1 rRNA gene is annotated in these 248 nt (G+C 51.2%); it reads right to left on the reverse strand.

The features are described from left to right. A 5S ribosomal RNA gene (rrf, locus tag AC0MA3_RS26660) occupies positions 1-71 on the reverse strand; the annotation flags it as partial. Positions 72-248 lie beyond the last annotated feature (177 nt).

A 248-nucleotide genomic window follows, 5' to 3' on the forward strand; every position in this document is an offset into this window, starting at 1 on the left:
TCGGCGCTGGAGGGCTTAACGGTCGTGTTCGGGATGGGTACGCGTGGAACCCCTCCGCTATCGCCACCAAACGGGCACTTGCGGTGCAAATGCATGATTCAGGTCTCAGCATCGCCAAATGCTGAACACAAATCTTTCATCCATGGGCCACGTGGACCTCATGAATTCGGACTTGATTCCTGAAAACTGAATCCGAAACGAATCTGCGTTTTATTTCTTGGATAAGCCCTCGACCGATTAGTATTGGT

The organism is Paenibacillus sp. LS-5, from assembly GCF_056121505.1.